Origin of the sequence: Amycolatopsis sp. cg13 (assembly GCF_041346965.1) — a bacterium.
Lineage (GTDB): Bacteria > Actinomycetota > Actinomycetes > Mycobacteriales > Pseudonocardiaceae > Amycolatopsis.
Window position 1 is genome coordinate 2,162,362 of record NZ_CP166848.1, and the last position, 16,136, is coordinate 2,178,497.

20 protein-coding genes and 1 riboswitch are annotated in these 16,136 nt (G+C 69.6%); of the genes, 10 read left to right on the top strand and 10 right to left on the bottom strand.

From position 1 onward, the window contains the following. Positions 1-54: 54 nt before the first annotated feature. On the bottom strand, positions 55-927 hold the full coding sequence (locus AB5I40_RS09640) for a MurR/RpiR family transcriptional regulator (RefSeq protein WP_370938104.1): 873 nt from the start codon (positions 925-927) through the stop codon (positions 55-57). A gap of 93 nt (positions 928-1,020) precedes the next feature. Here AB5I40_RS09640 and AB5I40_RS09645 point away from each other — a divergent pair, with 93 nt between their 5' ends. The 9 genes from AB5I40_RS09645 (at position 1,021) to AB5I40_RS09685 (ending at position 8,263) form a co-directional block, all read left to right on the top strand. Further along, a complete protein-coding gene (locus tag AB5I40_RS09645; protein WP_370938105.1) occupies positions 1,021-1,767 on the top strand; it encodes an amino acid ABC transporter ATP-binding protein in 747 nt (248 codons plus the stop codon). A 15-nt stretch (positions 1,768-1,782) separates the two neighbouring features. Beyond that, positions 1,783-2,715, top strand: coding sequence for a transporter substrate-binding domain-containing protein (locus AB5I40_RS09650; RefSeq protein WP_370938106.1), 933 nt, complete (start codon positions 1,783-1,785; stop codon positions 2,713-2,715). Positions 2,716-2,728: 13 nt separating this feature from the next. Further along, positions 2,729-3,367 (top strand): amino acid ABC transporter permease, encoded by a 639-nt coding sequence (locus tag AB5I40_RS09655; protein WP_344264404.1) that lies wholly within the window; start codon positions 2,729-2,731, stop codon positions 3,365-3,367. Continuing rightward, positions 3,364-4,176: an amino acid ABC transporter permease gene (locus AB5I40_RS09660; protein ID WP_370938107.1), complete on the top strand. Its 813-nt coding sequence runs from the start codon at positions 3,364-3,366 to the stop codon at positions 4,174-4,176. The genes AB5I40_RS09655 and AB5I40_RS09660 overlap by 4 nt, the downstream gene beginning before the upstream one ends. Further along, the gene (locus AB5I40_RS09665) at positions 4,173-5,648 is read left to right on the top strand and encodes a serine hydrolase domain-containing protein (protein WP_370938108.1); all 1,476 of its coding nucleotides are present in this window, start codon (positions 4,173-4,175) and stop codon (positions 5,646-5,648) included. The genes AB5I40_RS09660 and AB5I40_RS09665 overlap by 4 nt, the downstream gene beginning before the upstream one ends. Positions 5,649-5,666: 18 nt before the next feature. Next, a complete protein-coding gene (locus AB5I40_RS09670; protein WP_370938109.1) occupies positions 5,667-6,659 on the top strand; it encodes a helix-turn-helix domain-containing protein in 993 nt (330 codons plus the stop codon). Positions 6,660-6,727: 68 nt separating this feature from the next. Further along, complete coding sequence (locus AB5I40_RS09675) at positions 6,728-7,153, top strand: nuclear transport factor 2 family protein (protein WP_370938110.1); 426 nt, start codon at positions 6,728-6,730, stop codon at positions 7,151-7,153. Beyond that, positions 7,150-7,887: an alpha/beta fold hydrolase gene (locus AB5I40_RS09680; RefSeq protein ID WP_370938111.1), complete on the top strand. Its 738-nt coding sequence runs from the start codon at positions 7,150-7,152 to the stop codon at positions 7,885-7,887. Before AB5I40_RS09675 ends, AB5I40_RS09680 begins: the two co-directional genes overlap by 4 nt. A 154-nt stretch (positions 7,888-8,041) precedes the next feature. Beyond that, the gene (locus tag AB5I40_RS09685; protein WP_370938112.1) at positions 8,042-8,263 is read left to right on the top strand and encodes a DUF1918 domain-containing protein; all 222 of its coding nucleotides are present in this window, start codon (positions 8,042-8,044) and stop codon (positions 8,261-8,263) included. Between the two features lie 68 nt (positions 8,264-8,331). On the opposite strand, the gene AB5I40_RS09690 is transcribed toward AB5I40_RS09685, so the two are convergent. From AB5I40_RS09690 to AB5I40_RS09710, 5 genes are all read right to left on the bottom strand, one after another. After that, on the bottom strand, positions 8,332-10,704 hold the full coding sequence (locus tag AB5I40_RS09690; RefSeq protein WP_370938113.1) for an HAD-IC family P-type ATPase: 2,373 nt from the start codon (positions 10,702-10,704) through the stop codon (positions 8,332-8,334). Positions 10,705-10,788: 84 nt separating this feature from the next. Further along, positions 10,789-11,262 (bottom strand): nuclear transport factor 2 family protein, encoded by a 474-nt coding sequence (locus tag AB5I40_RS09695; RefSeq protein WP_370938114.1) that lies wholly within the window; start codon positions 11,260-11,262, stop codon positions 10,789-10,791. After that, positions 11,247-11,996 (bottom strand): hypothetical protein, encoded by a 750-nt coding sequence (locus AB5I40_RS09700; protein ID WP_370938115.1) that lies wholly within the window; start codon positions 11,994-11,996, stop codon positions 11,247-11,249. Before AB5I40_RS09700 ends, AB5I40_RS09695 begins: the two co-directional genes overlap by 16 nt. Positions 11,997-12,058: 62 nt before the next feature. Next, the gene (locus AB5I40_RS09705; protein ID WP_370938116.1) at positions 12,059-12,253 is read right to left on the bottom strand and encodes a hypothetical protein; all 195 of its coding nucleotides are present in this window, start codon (positions 12,251-12,253) and stop codon (positions 12,059-12,061) included. Between the two features lie 65 nt (positions 12,254-12,318). Next, a complete protein-coding gene (locus AB5I40_RS09710; protein ID WP_370938118.1) occupies positions 12,319-13,038 on the bottom strand; it encodes a DinB family protein in 720 nt (239 codons plus the stop codon). A gap of 185 nt (positions 13,039-13,223) precedes the next feature. Here AB5I40_RS09710 and AB5I40_RS09715 point away from each other — a divergent pair, with 185 nt between their 5' ends. Further along, the gene (locus tag AB5I40_RS09715; RefSeq protein ID WP_370938119.1) at positions 13,224-13,796 is read left to right on the top strand and encodes a DUF3558 family protein; all 573 of its coding nucleotides are present in this window, start codon (positions 13,224-13,226) and stop codon (positions 13,794-13,796) included. A gap of 5 nt (positions 13,797-13,801) precedes the next feature. Here AB5I40_RS09715 and AB5I40_RS09720 read toward each other — a convergent pair whose 3' ends face one another. From AB5I40_RS09720 to AB5I40_RS09735, 4 genes are all read right to left on the bottom strand, one after another. Next, positions 13,802-14,467: a (2Fe-2S)-binding protein gene (locus AB5I40_RS09720; protein ID WP_370938120.1), complete on the bottom strand. Its 666-nt coding sequence runs from the start codon at positions 14,465-14,467 to the stop codon at positions 13,802-13,804. Continuing rightward, entirely contained in the window at positions 14,464-15,303 is an 840-nt protein-coding gene (locus tag AB5I40_RS09725) for a CbtA family protein (RefSeq protein ID WP_370938121.1), read from the bottom strand. Before AB5I40_RS09725 ends, AB5I40_RS09720 begins: the two co-directional genes overlap by 4 nt. A gap of 25 nt (positions 15,304-15,328) precedes the next feature. Beyond that, positions 15,329-15,538, bottom strand: a complete 210-nt coding sequence (locus AB5I40_RS09730; RefSeq protein ID WP_009077103.1) for a CbtB-domain containing protein — start codon at positions 15,536-15,538, stop codon at positions 15,329-15,331. A 56-nt stretch (positions 15,539-15,594) separates the two neighbouring features. Continuing rightward, positions 15,595-15,650: riboswitch (cobalamin riboswitch) on the bottom strand. 138 nt (positions 15,651-15,788) lie between these two features. Next, complete coding sequence (locus AB5I40_RS09735) at positions 15,789-16,115, bottom strand: hypothetical protein (protein ID WP_370938122.1); 327 nt, start codon at positions 16,113-16,115, stop codon at positions 15,789-15,791. Positions 16,116-16,136 lie beyond the last annotated feature (21 nt).

Here is a 16,136-nt window from a genome sequence, read left to right on the forward strand (position 1 = left end):
AATAGTGCATCAGTGCAGGTCAGGAGGTTTCTCGCGGCTCGTCGGCGGGAGCGGCTACTTCCGTTCGCCGAGGTCCGCCCGGAGGCGCGTCAGCAGGTCCGCGGTCGTCTTCGCGCGGTCCGGCTCCCGGCTCGCGATGGTGTGCGCGAGGATGTCGGTGACGATCGAGGCGGTCAGGGTTTCGCCGGTGAACTTCGTAGGCGAATCCGGCGCCGGCAGCACCACGCGGACCCGGGATTCGAGATCCGCAGACAGGTCGCTCGTCACGAGCACTACCGCCGCGCCGACCTCCTCCGCGTACCGCAGGATCAGCTCGACATCGCGGTTCTGCCGAGCCGGGACGTACACGAGCACCGCGTCGTCAGTGCCCAGCGGAAGCAACGCGTCGGCGAGCCGGAACCCCGTGTCGTCGCAGTGCCGCGTCACCAGCCCGCGCCGGGCGAGCCGGAACGCGGCGTACTCGGCACACACCGACGACAGCCCGAGCCCCCAGGTGAACACCATCCGCGCGTCGAGCAGCAATTGCGCCGCCTCCTCGACCGCCTCCGGCGCGAGCTGCCGCTGCATTTCCTGCAGCCGCTCCGCACTGTCGGCCATCACCCGGTCTATCTGGCGCGACCCGGTGGACCCGAGGTTCTCGATCGCCGCGCTCAGCCGGACGGTCGGCTCGGTGCGCGCGGTGAACGTCTGGCCGAGGTGGCGCTTCAACTCCGGAAGCCCCGAATAACCGAGCGCTTTCGCGGTGCGGACGACGGTCGCGTCGCTGGTCCCGGCCGCCGCGCCGAGGTCTCCCGCCGAGGAGAACAGCACCTCGTTCGGGTTGGCCAGCATGAACCGGGCGACCTGGCGTTCGGCGGGCTTGAGGTCGTCGAGCCGGGCGCGGACGTGGTCGTCGAAGTGGTCGCCGCCGAGATAAGTAGTGGACATGACACCCTTGACTGGACGTAGTGGCTACTACAAGATGCCGGAGGGTTCTCCGTTGTGTAGTGAACCCTACCGCCAGCTCGACGAGGAGCGCTCATGAGCACAGATCAGCCCCTGGTACGGCTGCGCGGCGTCGGCAAGTCGTTCGGATCGGCCCGGGTGCTGACCGGGATCGACCTCGACGTGCGGCGCGGCGAGGTCGTCGTGGTCATCGGCCCGTCCGGGTCCGGGAAATCGACGCTGTGCCGGTGCGTCAACCGGCTCGAGACCGCGGACGAGGGCTCGATCGAGATCGAGGGCCGCCCGCTGCCCGCCGAGGGCGCGGAGCTGGCCCGGCTGCGCGCGGACGTCGGCATGGTGTTCCAGTCCTTCAACCTCTTCGCGCACAAAACGGTGCGGGAGAACGTGATGCTCGGCCCGGTCCGCGTGCGCGGGCTCAGCCGCGCCGAGGCGCACCAACGCGCCGACGAACTGCTGGAGCGGGTCGGCGTCGGCGCGCACGGCGACAAGTACCCGGCGCAGTTGTCCGGCGGTCAGCAGCAGCGGGTCGCGATCGCCCGCGCGCTGGCGATGGAGCCGCGCGTGCTGCTGTTCGACGAACCGACCAGCGCGCTCGACCCCGAGATGATCCACGAGGTGCTCGACGTGATGACCGCGCTCGCCGCCGACGGCATGACCATGATCGTGGTGACCCACGAGATGGGTTTCGCCCGCAAGGCCGCCGACCGCGTCGTGTTCATGGCCGACGGCCGGATCGCCGAATCCGCCGCGCCGGACGTCTTCTTCGGCTCGCCGCAGACCGAACGCGCGCGCGATTTCCTCGCCCGCGTGCTCAGCCACTGAGCCTGGAGGACCCTGATGCCCGCTCCTCTCCCCCGCCGGACCGCGTTGCGCGCCGGTCTGTTCGCCGCCGGTGCGGTCCCGTTGCTCGCTTCCTGCAGCGGCGGAAGCACCCGCACCGCGGGCAATCCCGCGTACGCCACGCTCGACCAAGCCGACGCCGTCGCGCGCGGTCCGGTCGGCGTGGATCTGCCGGAAACGCCGACGCTGCACCGGATCCGCGCCCAAGGCGTGCTGCGGCAGTCCGGTTCGGTGACCACGCCCGGGTTCGGCATGATGAACCCGGCGACCGGCAAGATCACCGGTTTCGACATCGGGATCGCCCAGCTGCTGGCCAAATATCTGCTCGGCACGCCCGAGGTGGACACCATCACCGGCGGCGCCGACACGCGCGAAGCGATCCTGCAGAACCAATCCGTCGATGTCGCCGTCTGTACTTACACGATCAGCAAGAGCCGAGCGCGGCTTGTGTCCTTCGCCGGGCCGTACTACGTCGCGCGCTCCGGAATCGTCGTCGGCGCGGACGGTCCGCAGGTCACCGCCGTGCGCGATCTGGCGGACAAAGACGTCGCGGTCCAGCCTGGCGCGGCCCAGGAAGCGCTGCAGAAGGCATGTCCGCAGGCGCGCGCGGTGGTGTTCGAGGAATCGAGCCAATGCGCTGCCGCGGTACGGCAAGGCCGAGTACAGGCGTGGTCGGCGAACACCGCGATCCTGCTGGGCAAAGCTGCGGTCGACGCGCGGCTGCGGATGACGCCCGCGACGTACGGCAGCAGCCCGTTCGGCATCGGGTTGCCGAAGGACGATCCGGCGTTCAAGCAGATCGTCGTCGGGTTCCTGCAGCGTATTGCCGCCGACGGAAGCTGGCGGCGGCTGTGGGAGCAGACCGTCGGCCCGCTCGTCTCCGGTCCCGCCCCCGAGCCGCCCCGGCCCGGCTCCGTTCCCGGCTCCTGAAGGGAGATCGCCCGTGCTTTCCGGTCATGCCGGTGAAATCCTCGGCGGTTTCACCACCACTTTGCTGCTCACCGCGTGCGCCTTTCCGCTCGCGCTCGTCCTCGGCTGCGTCGTCGCGATCTGCCGGATCAGCCCGGTCCGGCCGCTGCGCATCGCCGGCCGGCTGTATGTCGATCTCGTCCGCAACTCGCCGTTGCTGCTGATCGCCGTGTTGCTCATCTTCGGGCTGCCCGACGCTGGCGTGTTGATTCCGTTGTTCTGGTGTCTGGTGCTCGCACTGGGCGTCTACTTCGCCGCGTACGTCTGCGAGACCATCCGGTCGGGCATCCGCGCGGTGGATCGCGGGCAGGTCGAGGCGGCCAGGGCGATCGGGCTGCCGTTCCGCCGGGTCGTGCTGGATGTGCTGCTCCCACAGGCGTTTCGCGCGATGGTGCAGCCGCTGGGGACGATCCTGATCAACGTCGCGCTCGGGTCGGCGCTCGGCGCGGCCGTCGGCGTGGACGAACTGACGCTGGAAACCCGCTCGTTCAACCTCGAGACCGCCGAGCCGATCCTGGCCTTCGCCGTCGCGGCCTGCGGTTATCTCGTCATCAACCTGGCGGTCAGCGGGGTCGTGCGGCTCGTCGAGCGAAAGGTCCGGGTGCTCCGGTGAACGACGACATCCTCTTCGACGCACTCGGCCCGAAGGCCAAAGCCCGGCTGCGCACCGTGTCGATCCTTTGCGGACTCGTGCTGCTCGGGCTGCTGGCCCTCGTCCTCGTGCGGCTCGGCGCGTCCGGCCAGCTCGACCCGGCCCGCTGGGCGATCCTGGTCGACGGCGCGATGCTGCGGTTCCTCTTGCAGGGTCTAGTGATGACGCTGCTGGTCGGCCTGGTGTCCACGGTGCTGTCGGTCGCGGTCGGCGTGTTGCTCGCGCTCGGCCGGTTGAGCCGGAAGCGGTGGCTGAGCTGGCCGTGCGCCACCGTGATCGAGTTCTTCCGCGCGATGCCGCTGCTGCTGATCCTGTTCTTCTTCATGTTCGGGCTGCCGCTGCTCGGCGTCCGGGTGCCGATCTTCTGGCAGCTGGTGCTGGCGATCGTCGCGCACGCCGGCGCGATCTTCGCCGAGATCGTGCGGGCCGGGATCCTCGCGGTGGGGCGAGGGCAGAGCGAGGCCGGGCACGCGATCGGCCTGCGACACTGGGAGACCATGGCGTTCGTCGTGCTCCCGCAGGCGGCCCGCGCGCTCGCGCCCGCGCTGATCAGCCAGACCGTTCGGGTCATCAAGGAATCCAGCCTCGGCTACGTCGTCGGCATCGCCGAACTGCTGAACAACGGCAAGGTGCTCGGCGAGTTCAGCGGCGATTTCATCCAGGCGTACGTCGGGGCCGGGCTGCTCTACATCGTCGTCAACATCGCACTCTCGCGGGTCGCCGAACGGCTCGCGAACCGCAAGAAAACACTCGTCCGGGAGCCTTCGTGACCTCTGTTTTTCCTTCAGTCGCCCCGTCCGAAGCGGGCCTCGACGCCCAAGGCGTGCGCGGTTTCCTGCAGCGGCTGACCGCCGACGGGATCTCGCTCGACAGTCTCCTCGTGTACCGCTCGGGCAAGCTGGCCTTCGAGCATTACTGGTGGCCGTATCGCGCGGACCGTCCACATACGACACATTCAGCGACGAAGTCCTTTGTCGGCACGGCGATCGGGCTCGCGCTGGACGAAGGTCTGCTGCGGCTGGACGACCACCTGGTGTCGTTCTTCCCGGAACTCGTGCCGTCCGACGCGTCGGAGCATCTGCGCGCGATCACTGTCGAAGACCTGCTGACCATGCGGACCGGCCACCGCGTCGGCCTGTCCGGCAAGACCTGGCGACTGCTGAAGACCAGCTGGGTGCGGGAATACCTGCGCACTCCGGTGGAGCTGCCGCCGGGCAAGGCGTTCACCTACTCCAGCGCGACGTCGCACATGCTGTCCGCCATCGTGCAGCGGACGTCCGGCCAATCGGTCTTCGACTACCTGCAGCCGCGGCTGTTCGAGCCGCTCGGTTTCGCCGGGCACAGCTGGGACACCGATCCGGAAGGCATCTGCTCCGGAGGGAACGGCCTCAGCCTGCGCAGCATCGACTTCCTGAAGTGGGGCGTCCTGCACCTGCACGACGGACTCTGGCAGGGCGACCGGATCCTGCCCGCGGGCTGGGTCCGCGAGGCCACCTCCTGGCACGTCGAGAACGCCGACGCCGGGACGTGGAACGGCACCGAATTCGTCCCGGTTTCCGGTGCCGACGCGGACGAACGCCCGGAAGGCTACGGCTACCAGCTGTGGCTGGACGCCGACGGCGGCTACCGAGCGTCCGGGATGTTCGGCCAGGACGTCTTCGTGCTCCCCCAGCACGATGCGGTAGTCGTCACGACCGGCAGTATCACGCACGGCAAGCACCGGCTGCTATCCGGCCTGGTGCACGATCTGCTGGTGCCCGCTTTCTCCGGTGCTCCTTCCGCTGCGACTGATGCTTCGCTGGCTGCCGAGCTCACGGTTGCTGCCCCGGCGCTTTCGCCGACCTCCGTTGCGCTGGACGGCCAGCGGTACGAGTGCGAGTCCAATGAGGACGGACTCTCGGAGATCTCGTTCACTGTGGACGATGATGACCTCGTGGTGACCTTGGACGACGCGCGCGGCCGCCACTCGGTCCGGTGTGGACTGTCCACGTGGGCCGAGTCGGACACCGGCGTCAGCACCTGGCAGCTGCACCACTCGTACCAGGCCGAATCGACGCGCGTCCTCGCCGCGGCTCAGTGGCGTACTCCGCGCGAATTGGTGCTGGAGTGGTACTTCGTGGAATCGCCGTTCCACGACACCGTCACCATCGAGTTCGGCGACGGTCAGGTGCGCTGGCACCGCCGCACCAATGTCAACAGCGGGCCGACCGAGCGTCCAGCAGTTACTGCGAAGCTCGTCTGACGGCGTACGATCCCGCAGATGAGCCGCTTGGCCGGGATCGCCGAGCTCGTGCGCGAGCGCGGGGAACGGATGGTGCGTGCGGCCGACGACGTGGACGAGGTCGTCGGCGCGTGCAGTTCCGCCCTGCGCCCGCACACGCTGCGGGTCCGCGAGCGCCGGCTTTCCGCGCGGCTCGACCACCTCGCCGCCGGTTCGGTCTCGCTGAACCGGCTGCGGTACGGCGCGGCCGTGAGCATCTCGGAGCTGGCTCCCGAACAGGACGAGTTCCTGCTTTCGCTGCCGGTGGGCGGCCGGGCGCGATTCGCCTACGGCGCGACGAACGCGGTGCTGCGGCCCGGCGCGGCGTCGGTGGTGAGCCCGTACCGCGCGTTCCAGCTCGACCTCGACGGCGAGTTCGACCAGGTCGTGTTGCGCCTCGACCGGCCGCTGGTCGAGCGGACCGCCGCGCTGCTCGCCGGGGTGCCCGGCACGGTGGCGGTGCAGTTCGACCTCCGCGCGGCCGCCGTCTCCCCCGGCGTGCTGGCGCTGGTCGAGGCCGCGATCCACCTGTCCGGCGGAGGCGCACGGCCCGGACACCTCGAAGCGTTGCTGGCCGAGACGTTGCTGCTCGGCCACCCGAACACCCTCAGCGAAACCCTTGCCGCCGAAGCGAAACCGCCGTCGTCCGCCCGGGTTCGCCGCGCGATGGACTACCTGCTGGCGCATCTGCCGGAGTCGTTCTCGATGGCCGCAGTGGCGCGGCATTGCGGAGTGTCGCTGCGCAGCCTGCAACTCGGCTTCCGCCGCGAAACCGGCCGGACTCTCAGCGAATGGCTCCGCGAACAGCGTCTGGCCCGAGCCCGCGCACTGCTGGCCGCGGCGGATCCGGCCAGCACCACGGTGACAGCGACCGCAACCGCTTGCGGCTTCGTGCATCTCGGCGATTTCGCCGCCCAGTTCAAGCGCCGGTTCGGCGAATCGCCGTCCGCGGTGCTGCGCAAAACCGACGACGGCGGTTCGCCCAGGCGATAGTCCCGGCGCGGCGGGCTGCGCAGACTTCTGCGCATCGCAAGTCCGCACCGGCCGAGGAGACCGCCGTCATGCCACTATCCATTGAGGACAAGCTCGCGATCGTCGAGCTTTCGAACACTCAAATGCGCGCACTCGACAACCACGACGTCGACGGTTGGGTCGACGCCTGGGTCCCGGATGGACAGTTCATTTCCACCTACGGCACCTTCACCGGCCGCGCCGCACGGACCGAGTTCATCCGAGGCCACATCGCCGCCGGCAAGGAGGACGGTGCCCGCCACCTCTTGACGAACTACGTCGTCACCGGCGACGCCGACCGCGCGACCGTCACCTGCCTGGTCACCAAACTGCAGGTAGAAGCGCCGCCGTTCATCATCGCCACCGGCGTCTACCAGGACGTCGCGGTCCGCACCGCCGACGGCTGGCGCTTCGAATCCCGCCGCCTGGACATCGACCGCGGCGTCTTCGCCCGCGCCGAGGCGGCCGCGCGATGACCGGCCTGGCCGCCGAACGGTGGGGAAAATCCGGCCCGCCGATCGTCATGGTGCACGGCAGCCTGAGCTCGGCCGCCACCGCGTTCGGCGAGCAGAAGGTGCTCGCCGACCGGTTCCGGATCATCGCCCCGTACCGCCGCGGGTACCAGCCCAGCCCGCCGACCGCCCGCATCGACCCGGACCGCGACGCCGCCGATGTAGCCGAACTCCTAGGCGACGGCGCCCACCTGCTGGGCACATCGATGGGCGGGGTGGTGGCCATGCGCGCTGCTGCTCTGGCACCGGACAAGGTCTGGTCGCTTACCGTGGTCGAGCCGCCCGCCCTGCCGAACGGCTCCGGCCGTCCCGCTGCTGCCCGGCTCGCGGTTGCCCTCCGCGACTACTGGGCGGCCACCGCGGACAGCGATCCGGCGACGTTCGTGGCTGGGTTTCTTCGGGTGCTGAACGTCGATCTGCCGTTGCCGTCGCCGCTTCCGCCTCCGTTGCTGGAGGCCGCGCGCAACCTGATGACGGAACGGCCGTGGGAGACGGGTGTGCCGGTGGAGGCGCTGGCCCGCACGCCGTTCCCGAAACTGGTGGTGACCGGTGGCGGTACTTCGGGGTTCGAGGATGTCGCCGACGCGCTGGCGGAAGGGTTGTCCGCGAAGCGGGTTCTCTTCCCGGGGAGTCCGCACGCTGTGCAGCGGATCGGGCAGCGGTTCAACGAGGAGTTCCTGGCCCATTTGGCAGGTTAGGGCTTGGGCAGGCCCGGCCAGCGCGGGCGACATGGCTGGTTCGGACGCCTTCCGCCCGATGCCGCCTGCCTACCCTGATCGGACTACCTCGAGGTTTCGCGCCCGGTGCGACGAGGTACCGCTTCGGGCGACGCTATTCGCCAGAGGAGGAACCATGCACGCACAGCGCGGAGATTGGCTGGTCGTGAAGGGAATCCACGTGGACGTTCCGGAGCACCGGGGCCGCATCGTGGCCGTGGGATCGCCGGACGGGGACCCGCCGTTCACCGTCCGCTGGCTCGGCGCGGATCACGAGTCGACGGTCTTCCCCGGCCCGGACGCGATCGTGCTGACCGACGCCGAACTGGCCGCCCAGGACGCACGCGCCCGGCGATAGCCCGGCCAGTCGTCTGTGAGGGGAACCCTGAGGGAATCTGATTCCCTCAGGGTTCCCCTCACGGACCGTCAGGTCCCGATCCGGTTCCCGATCCACCGCCCGATCTCGATCAGCACCACTCCCGCCGCGGCACAGCACACCGCCGTCAGCGTGTAGCCGGTATTGCTCGGGTCGAGTTCGAAAGTCTCGCGCGTCCACGGCAGCAGGAACATCAGCGCTGAAACCACCGCCATCGTCGCCACCAGCGCGGCTTTCCACCAGGTGTAGGGCCGCGCTACGACCGCCAGCACCCACAATGCCAGCGCCATCAACGTCATCAGCGCCGTGGTGCTCGCCTGGACCTGCGCGGCATGGGTCGTCGCGTTGCCGGGATGGACCAGGATGTAGGCGACGAACGACGCGGCTCCGATCACCACCCCGGCCGGGATCGCCATTCGCAGCACGCGGCCGACGAATCCGCTGCGCGCGCGGTCGTTGTTGGGCGCGAGTGACAGCACGAAGGCGGGCAGGCCGATGGTGAACCAGCCGACGATCGTCACGTGCCGGGGCAGGAACGGGTACGGCATCGCGTCCTGGCCGATCAGCCCGGGCACGCCGACGATCAGCGCCAGCAGCACCGAGTACACCGTCTTGGTGAGGAACAGGTTCGCGACTCGTTCGATGTTGCCGATCACCCGGCGGCCTTCGCCGACGACGTACGGCAGGGTCGCGAAAGCGTTGTCCAGCAACACGATCTGCGCGACCGACCGGGTCGCCGGGCTGCCCGCGCCCATCGCGACGCCGACGTCCGAGTCCTTCAAAGCGAGGACGTCGTTGACGCCGTCGCCGGTCATCGCGACGGTGTGTCCGCGAGCCTGCAGCGCCGCGACCATCGATCGCTTCTGCGCGGGCGTCGCGCGGCCGAACACCGCGGTGCCTTCCAGTTCCTCGGCCAGCTTGCCGGGGTCTTCGGACAGCGTCCGCGCGTCGACCGGAGCCTCGCCGCCGGGCAGCGCCAGCGCGCGGGCCACACCGCCGACCGACACCGCGTTGTCGCCCGAAATCAGTTTCACCGCAACGCCTTGGGCGGCGAAATAGTCGAGCGTCTCGCGGGCGTCGCCGCGGATTTTCTGTTCCAGCACGGCCAGCGCCACCGGCGTGACCTTGCCCGGCCCGTCCGGCGCGTCGACGGCGTTCGCGGCCCGGCCCAGCAGCAGCACCCGCAGGCCCTGCGCGCCGATCCGTTCGGCTTCCGCGCGTTCCTCCGACTCGGCGGGCAGCAGCACGTCCGGCGCGCCGAGCACCCAGTCGCCGTGTTCGCCGAACGCCGCGCCGCTCCACTTCCGCGCCGACGAGAAGGGCACCACGGCGGTCGGCGTCCAGTCCGGCGCGGCCGGGCAGCCCTCGGCGATCGCGACCAGGCTGGCGTTCGGGCGCGGGTCGGCGGCGGCGAGCGCGGCCAGCACCGTCTCCGGCGCCTCGCCCTCCTCGTGCAACCGCCGCAGCTCGGACAGCCGCATGGTGTTCTCGGTGAGCGTGCCGGTCTTGTCCGCGCACACGACGTCCACGCGAGCCAGCCCCTCGATCGCGGGCAGCTCGTTGACCAGGCATTGCCTGCGGCCCAGCCGGATCACGCCGACCGCGAACGCGACCGACGTCAGCAGGATCAGGCCCTCCGGCACCATCGGGACGAGCGCCGCGACCATCCCGCGCAGCGCGTCGGGCAGCTTCTGCGAACCGGAAAGCTGGTTGTAGATCGACAGCGCGCCGGCCGGGACCAGCAGGTACGTGATGACCTTCAGGATCTTGTTGATCCCGTTCCGCAGCTCCGAATCGACCAGCGTGAACCGGCCCGCCTCCTCGGCCAGCTTCGCCGCGTACGCCTCCGAGCCGACCTTCGTCGCCCGGTACGCGCCGTTGCCGGCCACCACGAAACTGCCGGACATGATCGGGTCGCCCGCGCGCTTCACCACCGGGTCCGATTCGCCGGTGAGCAGCGATTCGTCGACCTCGAGCGCGTCCGCGGACAGCACCTCGCCGTCGACCACCACCTGGTCGCCCGCGCCGATCTCGATCACGTCGTCGGCGACGACCTCTTCCGGGGCCAGCTCGCTGCTCGTCCCGTCGCGGCGCACGCGCGGGCGCACCTGGCCGACGATCGCGAGCCGGTCCAGCGTCCGCTTGGCGCGCAGCTCCTGCACGATGCCGACGACGCTGTTCGCCACGATCACCCCGGCGAACAGCCCGTCCAGCAGGTAGCCGGTGGAGAAGATGATGACCGCGAGCACCGCGAAGATCGCGTTGATCCGGGTGAAGACATTCGACCGGACGATCTCCCACGCGCTGCGGCTCGTGCGCGAAGGCACGTCGTTGGTCCGTCCCGCGGCGACCCGCTCGGCCACCTCGGCCGCGGTCAACCCGCGCGTGCTGTCCTGCGTGAGCAGGCCGTCTTCCCCTGGCATGGACTCGACCTTACGCAGTTTCCGGGCAAACCCGTCGCGCCGCCGCCCCGGACGGGTCCGCCCGTTCGGGTGACGCGGCGCAGGTCACCGGCCGAGGCGGGACGCGCGGACCTCCCGGGTTTCGATCAGATCGAGGTGCACTTCACGGCGCGCGAACCGCCATTCTCCGGTGGTCATGGCGTAGCGGTCGAGGTAGTGCAGATGCCACACCGCGTCGGCGAAGCGTCCGTCGCGCGGGGTCACATGGTGGGCGACGCAGGTGATCCGTCCGCGCGCTGTCGCGTGATCAGCACCGGGATCGAAGACTGTGCCGGTAATGCCATGCGCGGTCAGCGGCACGTCGTCCAGCAGGGACAAGGCCGCAGCGACGGCTTCCGGACCGCGATGCTCCCGAACCGGGCCGAAGTCGCGGGGCGGATCAGGCAGCACGAGCACCCCGTCGTCGCCGAACAGCCGGGCGACCCCGGCGAAGTCGCGCTGGTCGACGCGGGCGGCGTAACGGTGCACGAGATCGTGCAGCGCGGCCCATTCTTCGACGGGGATCACCAGTCCCGCCAAGGGACAATCGTCCGAACCGGTCCGGAAAGCAGCGTCCGCTCGGCCTCGGGATGCGGCGCGGGCTCCCAGCGGCGTTCCCGCTCGGCGATTTCGCGGCTCACCTCGACCGGGTCCTCGTCCAGGTACAACAGCCGGATCCGCAGCGAGCCCGGCGCGCGTTCCTCCACGGAGCCGATGTTCAGTGTCGAATGCTGCTGCCTGCCGAGGAACGAGAAAGTCCAGGCGCCGGCAACGCCCGGGCAGGTCAGCAGGTCGGGAATCCGCGGCCGGTCCTGCCACGCGAACTGCGCGTGTGCCTCTCCGCTGTGCGGTTCGGCCAGCTCGGTGACCGTGACGTGCAGTCCGCGATTCGGCCGGAACGGCAGCGCGTCCGCGGACAACCGGATGCGTGGCGCGACATAGCCGAGCACCGGCGTGAAGAACCCCAGCAACGGCCGCCGCACGCCCGGAATCAGCGGTCCGCGGCCCCACTGGAACGAGTCTTCGCCGAGCTTGCGCCATTCGGCCACGCTTTGCTCGTACGGCGGGCGGAACCAGTACATCGCCACATAGTCGACAGCCAGCTCCGGGCTCGCGGTGCCGTCGCCGGTCCAGGCCCAGCGGTCGCCGTGCGCGACGCCGGGGAGGCGCAGGTTCTCCGGCAGGTGGTCGAGCTGATGCCACTCGTTGTACTCGCGTTTCCGCGAGGGATCGGCCAGTGCGACGAAGGAGAAGAACGCTCGTTCGGACAACACCGGCCGACCTTACGAACAACAGCGCGGCGGTGGCGACGATCGTCTCGCCGACCGGGACGGGTTCAGCTCAGCCACTGCTTCGGCGGCGGGTACACGTACCGCGCGATGGTGGTGCTCGCCCAGCCGATGCAGAAGCCGCCGAACACCGGCAGCACGACCTGCACCTCGTGTCCGCCGCGAATCAGGCCGACGAGCATGAAGACCAGCACCCACGCGACGAGCAGCCCCGCGCTGTAGGTCCAATAGTTCCTCCGCATGGCAACCTCCCGGCGCTCTCCTTCGCCAGTGTTCCCCGCGCAGATCTCGATCGCAGGTCCAATCCCTACTCCACGTCCTGCACCTCGATCAGGTCGAGGTCGCGGACGCAGAAGCCGTGGTGCTCGAAGGTCTCGTTGAGCACCGTGCGCAGGCATTGCCGCACGGAGCGGCCCCTCGCGTACGGCGGCCAGACATCGTCTTCGGGCACCGGTGCTGGCGCCTCGAGCTGTGCGGCGGTGACCTCGTCGAGCCAGGCCTCGAGCTCGGCCGCCTGTTCGTCGCGCACGCGCACGATCTCGTCAAGGGACGGATCGAGCGAGCGGTCAACCCCGTGCGCTTCGCGGTAGGGACCGACGTCCGGCCCGATGCCCATCGGCGTGAACAGCTCCGTCGAGCCAAGGCAGCAGCGGCGGAACCACGAATCGTGGACGAAGACCAGGTGGCGCATCGTCTGCGCCGCCGACCACTCGTCGTTCACGCTGCGGCCCTCGATGCCGGGCGCACGGCGGATCCGCTCGACCGTGGCAGCCCAGCCTTTGCGGAGCTGACGCGCCGCCTCGCGCAGATCGACCGGGTCCTCGGAGCGGATCAGCACCCGCACCGGATATCGCCGGTCCAGCTCCGCCTCGACGTACTCGCCGACCTCGACCCCGTTCACCACGAGGTTGGAGACGAGCCCGTCGATCACGGCGTCCTGCATGACGACGCCGATCAGGCGCGCCCCGGTCAGATCGCACTCGCGGAACTCCGCACCGTTCAGGTCCTCGTCGACATACCGTTTCATGCTCCGCATCCTAGGTCGGGGCACCGACAAAACCGGCCGCCCTCGGCACGCGGGACGATCTTCCGGGCCGCTCGCCGTGCAGGGAAACCCCGCTGAGAGACTTTGGCATTCGGCCGCACAAAACGGTCTTTTACTGCCTTTCGACCGGAAACCGAGAGAGACGAAACGCGGCTATGCTCAATTCCGTGGCGCCGAACAAAATCGTGCCTCCCGGCGGCAGTCGCCGTACGGGCTTGCTGCTCGCGCTCCTCCTCGGCGTCGCGGGCTGCTCGTCCGCGCCGCCGCCTCCGCCGCGTCTGTCGCCGCCGCTGCCCGATGCCCCGCTGGATCTCACGCAGTTCACCACCAAGCCCTGCGACCTGATGACCTCCCACCAGCTGACCATGTTCTTCGTCAACAACCAGGGAACGGCCTCCCCTGTCGCCGGGAAAACCGCCTGCACCTGGATCCCCCACGACACGAAGGCCCTGACGTACGTCGCCTCCGTCGACACCACCTCAGGCGGGCTGGAAGCGCTGTACCACCGCCGTGCCGCGGTCGCGGACTTCGCCCCGGTCTTCGTCCACAGCTACCCCGGCGTTCACCGAGACGACCGCGACGGTCACTGCACCGTCGAAACCGGCGTCGCCGACGACACGCTCCTCAACGTCACCGTCACGGCCACCGATCCGAAGCTGGACGTGTACGGCGACCCTTGCTACGAAGCAGACCGATTCGCCGGGATCATGGTCGCCTACCAGGCCAACCGAGCGCCCTGACCCGGTCAGACCAGCACGCAGTCCCCGCACTTCGGACCGTCACGATCCGGCGTCGCCCGATAGAACAAGCAGCAGCTGCGACGCCGGAACCGCCCGTTCTCCCGAGTCGCAGTTCCGGCAAGCTCCGGCAATTCCTCCAGCGCACCAACGATTTCGACGACCCGGTCAGTCCACTCTGGACAATCGGACCGCAACACCGTCACCGCCCCGTTCAGCGCCGACGCCACGTTCCCCCGCCGGACGTTCTCCGCCAGCGAGAACTGCGCCATCGCCTTGTCCAACCGCGCCAACGGACCGCGCAGCACCCGTTCCGCGAAGGCTGTGACCACATCGGACTCAACCGGCGAATCTTCCTTCAGAGACAACGGAAACGCGCCGCCGAGCTTCGGCTGCCACCAAGCCGTCGAGTAGTCCGGAACCGCTCCCGCCCCGGCAGCAAGACCTAACGCGGGCGAGAGGAGCCGCGCAGCCAGCCCGAGATGCGCGATCGACGCCGCGACGCGCAATTCCACGAAATCGCCGCCGAGCACGGCCCGGTTCTGCGCGACGCGTTCGCGCAGCACCGGGCCGTCATCGAGGACTTCGGAGAGCGGACGCCACGGCGAAGCCGGTTCGTCAGCCGAGTGCGTGTCGACGGCGAAGAACGGGCCCAGTCCGGTAAGCGGGTTCACGCCTCGACGGTAACCGCGCGCCCGCGGTCCAGCACGCGTTCGGCGAGCGGGCCGAACACGAGCGCGATGGTCGCCCACAGGATGACCTGTGCCAGCACCGAGTAGAGCCGGAATCCGACGAGCGTGTCGGCGGGGAATCCGGGGTACACGATCTGGCCGTCGGGACCCTTGAGCGGCAGCGGCGTTTCACTGGTCTGCGGGCCGTACTCGGCGACGTTGCTGGCCAGCGACCCGAGCGACGGCAGCAGCGCCATCAGGAGCCCGGACAGCACGACGAACCCGGCGCCCGCGACGAGCGTCGCGTTCCAGTTGCCCAGCCGCGGCGCGAGCCGTTTGCCCGCGACGACGGCCGCGACCAGGAAGATCACCGACGCGACGACCATGGTCAGGTACAGCCCGGTGCGCGCGCCGATGGTGGCCTCGTGCCCGACCGCCGGCGGGTTGGCCGGGTATTTCAGGAACGGCACGAGGTACAGGGTCAGGAACCCGGCCCCGGCCACGAGCACCGCCAGCACCCGCGCGCGGATCCGGCCGACGCGGCCCAGCAGCACCGTGTAGGTCACCGCGAACAGCAGGCCCATCGCGACGCCGAAGAGCACCATGCCGAGCCCGATGCCGAGGTTGCCCTGCACGGCACGGCTGAAAACCTCGTGGCCCTCGTGTTCGCTCGCCATCCCGGCGGCTTTGTCGAGCGCCATCTGCGCCTCGTCGCGGCCGGATTCGTAGTCGATGGCCGCCTGGGTCAGCGGTTCGGCGAAGATCCGCGCGAAGACGAACGCCAGCAATCCGCCCAGCGCTCCGGCGAGGAGGCCGCGCAGAATCAGCTTGTTCTGCATTGTTCGGTTGTCCGTTCCGGGCGCGTCAGTGGCAGGGGAAGCCGAGGAAGTGCCGCGCGTCGTGGACGAACTCGTGCACGTGCGTGTCGCTGCCGAAGATCGAGACCGCGCCCTGGTCGACGCCGATGAAGTAGTACAGCAGCAGCGCGCCGACAATGGTGGCGCCGAGCAGCAAAGCGGCTTTCGACACGGGCAAGACGACCGGGGTGGACCGGTCGGCCGGAATGGTGGCCATGGCTCTCCTTCGGGATGACGCGTCCCTTGCGGGTGGACCTGACGACGGCTCCTCGACCTGACTCGCCCGGGATGGGCACACAGTGGCGCGACCGTGCCGGAATCTCACCGGCTTCGGGAAGCCGTCGCGCGAGCAGCACGGTACGGCGGTGTCCGGCCGGCCGTCAATCGCCCGAGGGTCCGACGTGTCGCTTATCGCCTGGTTTGCCCAGCCGGCGTGCGCGGGGTCGCACCGAACGGAGCAAGGGCGCTCACCCGGGGTTGCGGCAGAAGGCCGGGGCAAATGCCCTTGTCGGCGTCCAGCCGACGCCAGGCTCCTCGCAGCAGAGCTGGATCTCGTACGGCGACCCGGTGATCCGTCGCCATCCGGCCGGGACGACCGCGAACACGCTGGGGCAGCGGGCTTCCTGCTGTTGCTGCGCGAGCCGTTGCGGGCGAAGGAACATCCGCTTCTCGAGACCGCCGAGTTCCACCACCCGAGCCGGAACCTCCGTCAGGTGCAGCCCCCGCAGATCCGGCGCCGGCTCCCCGGCGTCGATGCGGTGGTTCGCTTCCTCGGTCCCCAGGGGGCAAGTCAATCAGGTTCGCGCGCGAGGCGT

What these genes read in the sequence shown, in the direction of transcription:
- AB5I40_RS09705 (WP_370938116.1), bottom strand. Translation starts at nt 12,253, where the DNA reads ATGCGGAGGAACTATTGGACCTACAGCGCGGGGCTGCTCGTCGCGTGG.
- AB5I40_RS09725 (WP_370938121.1), bottom strand. Translation starts at nt 15,303, where the DNA reads ATGCAGAACAAGCTGATTCTGCGCGGCCTCCTCGCCGGAGCGCTGGGC.
- AB5I40_RS09675 (WP_370938110.1), top strand. Translation starts at nt 6,728, where the DNA reads ATGCCACTATCCATTGAGGACAAGCTCGCGATCGTCGAGCTTTCGAAC.
- AB5I40_RS09650 (WP_370938106.1), top strand. Translation starts at nt 1,783, where the DNA reads ATGCCCGCTCCTCTCCCCCGCCGGACCGCGTTGCGCGCCGGTCTGTTC.
- AB5I40_RS09685 (WP_370938112.1), top strand. Translation starts at nt 8,042, where the DNA reads ATGCACGCACAGCGCGGAGATTGGCTGGTCGTGAAGGGAATCCACGTG.
- AB5I40_RS09645 (WP_370938105.1), top strand. Translation starts at nt 1,021, where the DNA reads ATGAGCACAGATCAGCCCCTGGTACGGCTGCGCGGCGTCGGCAAGTCG.
- AB5I40_RS09710 (WP_370938118.1), bottom strand. Translation starts at nt 13,038, where the DNA reads ATGAAACGGTATGTCGACGAGGACCTGAACGGTGCGGAGTTCCGCGAG.
- AB5I40_RS09640 (WP_370938104.1), bottom strand. Translation starts at nt 927, where the DNA reads ATGTCCACTACTTATCTCGGCGGCGACCACTTCGACGACCACGTCCGC.
- AB5I40_RS09680 (WP_370938111.1), top strand. Translation starts at nt 7,150, where the DNA reads ATGACCGGCCTGGCCGCCGAACGGTGGGGAAAATCCGGCCCGCCGATC.
- AB5I40_RS09670 (WP_370938109.1), top strand. Translation starts at nt 5,667, where the DNA reads ATGAGCCGCTTGGCCGGGATCGCCGAGCTCGTGCGCGAGCGCGGGGAA.
- AB5I40_RS09730 (WP_009077103.1), bottom strand. Translation starts at nt 15,538, where the DNA reads ATGGCCACCATTCCGGCCGACCGGTCCACCCCGGTCGTCTTGCCCGTG.
- AB5I40_RS09690 (WP_370938113.1), bottom strand. Translation starts at nt 10,704, where the DNA reads ATGCCAGGGGAAGACGGCCTGCTCACGCAGGACAGCACGCGCGGGTTG.